This window comes from Candidatus Desulfatibia sp., from assembly GCF_036446775.1.
Lineage (GTDB): Bacteria > Desulfobacterota > Desulfobacteria > Desulfobacterales > UBA11574 > Desulfatibia_A.
Map to the genome: position 1 here is coordinate 1 of NZ_JAZFTO010000004.1, position 2,167 is coordinate 2,167.

The following is a 2,167-nucleotide window of genomic DNA, read 5'->3' on the forward strand; positions in this document are numbered from 1 at the left end:
CTGGTGCAAGGTACAATTCCAACGTTCAACGTGATTTGTCTCACCGCTCTCTTTGCCTACCGATTGATGCGTCTCTGATGAAAACACTTTTTGGTAAGTATCCCAAAAATCGCAGTACCGCAAAAGTCCACTGGTAAATAGATTTGGATAAAAAGGATTCTCCTGGCAAACTACTTCAAATCAGTTGACAAAAGAGGTAATAACCATGAGAACCCCAAAGCAACTATATCCGCAAATATCCAAAACGTACACATATGAACTGGAAACATGCTCGATTTGTGGCCGGCTGTTGGTGCAAGAAGAATATACGAATGGACGTAAAATTGTGCAGACGATGGAATCAGTGATGAAAATAGCCTATTGTCCCAAACGATGTCTAAATCCAGACTGTGATGGGCAGGGTACAAATTTACGGTCAGCGGGATGGCAACAGATAGCGCCACTTCACGGCACTTATGGCTATGATGTGATAGCCAATATCGGCTGGCAACGACAAACATGGCATCAAAACTTCAATGAGATACACAATGGGTTGGTCAAGCATCTACAAATCAGCGAGTCGCAAGTGCGCTATCTGTATACATACCAATATCTGCCCTTATTAGCCTGTCATGAGCGGGATTCATGGGAAGATTTAGTCCATGTTTCTAAAGAGATGGGGTTAGTATTGACATTGGACGGATTAGCCCCAGAAGGGGGAGAGCCACAATTATGGTTGATACGGGAACTGCGAACAGGCAAGACACTGCGAAGCGGTTGGATGAGCGAACAAAGTCAGGTGGCATTTGAGAACTTCTTAAAGCCAATAGTCGAGGCCAAGTTACGAGTTGTGGCTGTGATGAGCGATAAACAACGGGGATTGTTACCAGCGATAAAAAGCATTTTCCCCCAGGCAGCGCATGGTTATTGTCACAGCCATTACCTGAAGAATATCGCCGTGCCCGTAGCTACAAGGGATGAAGCGATGAAAGTCAGCCTGCGTAAACAGGTGCGTGCAGAAGTGGGCGAGTTAATCCGACCAGAACAGGTTGAACGTCCGGGTGTCTTAACAGTTACCGGATTGTTGCCAACACTGGTAAACAACGTATTGCCGACTAAAGACGTTTCTGCGGTCATAAAAGATGAGCCATTGATGGCGGACAAGGTGGAAAATGTAGAGAAGGTAGAAGAGACAGAAGATAGAAAAGATACCCCAGACGGTGTAAAAACGGAGGAAGATAAACAACGCGCTCTGGCACGTCAAGAGCAAGAAGAGATAGAAACAGCTTGCAAGCGACGAGTTCGTTACCTGTTAACGCTCAAAGGGCGTCCTCCTTTTCGGCTGGCAGGGGTTGAAATGCACGAGCAGTTGCGTGAAGTATCAGATTGCCTGGGAGAGATGACTGTGCATATGCCAACGCCTTGTCTAACACAATTACAGCAGGGGATCGAACAATCTCTGGTTGCCCATCAGGAAGATTATCTTCATGTGCGACAAGGATTTGATTGGTTGCGCCAAATTTCCGACTTATTAGACCCGGAAGATAAACCTGTTCGCACAGGAGAGCAAGTTAAAGAAAAACTGCAATCCCACCTACGTCTTATGGAACAACAAAGTCAAGGAAATGATATTTTGACAGAATTTGTCGAACAGATAACAAAAACCACCGAAAATTATCAATCGGGACTGTTTCATACCTATGACACACCCAATTTGCCACGCACTAACAATGATCGGGAGAGCGAATTTCGCGGTCTCAACCAGCAATTGTTGCGCACAACAGGACAAAAAGGGGGTACTCGGCGGCTCATCCAGCGCTCAGGTGCCTGGGAGTTGATACCCCGACCTGATTCATTAACCAAAACAGTGGCGGCCATTTCGACTGTTGACCATGACGAGTATAAAAAAGAGCGCATACGTGTTTGCTCTCACCGAGACCGTTTTCGATTACACACCCGGTCAGTCAAACAGTCTCGGAAGCAACTTCAAGATTTGAAAGAACGATGGCTTCGATTGCCATCTGGCAAACCGCCCGGGTGACTTTTGCGGTACTGCCTTTTTTGTTTAGGTTTTCGCTTCCCGTTGGGAGAGCGCTGAAGAATAAAAGGTTCATGACGAATGCTCGAAGATGTTTGAGAAGAAAGGGCTTAGATTCTAAATAAAAACACCTCCTTTCAGACAAAATGC

General features: G+C 45.9%; 1 protein-coding gene and 1 pseudogene. One reads left to right on the forward strand and one right to left on the reverse strand.

The features are described 5' to 3' along the window. Window positions 1–117, reverse strand: a pseudogene (locus V3S16_RS00205) (IS1 family transposase); the annotation flags it as partial. A gap of 88 nt (window positions 118–205) precedes the next feature. Between V3S16_RS00205 and V3S16_RS00210 the strand changes: the two are divergent. Continuing rightward, window positions 206–2,020, forward strand: a complete 1,815-nt coding sequence (locus V3S16_RS00210) for a transposase (protein ID WP_413882655.1) — start codon at window positions 206–208, stop codon at window positions 2,018–2,020. Window positions 2,021–2,167: the final 147 nt, after the last annotated feature.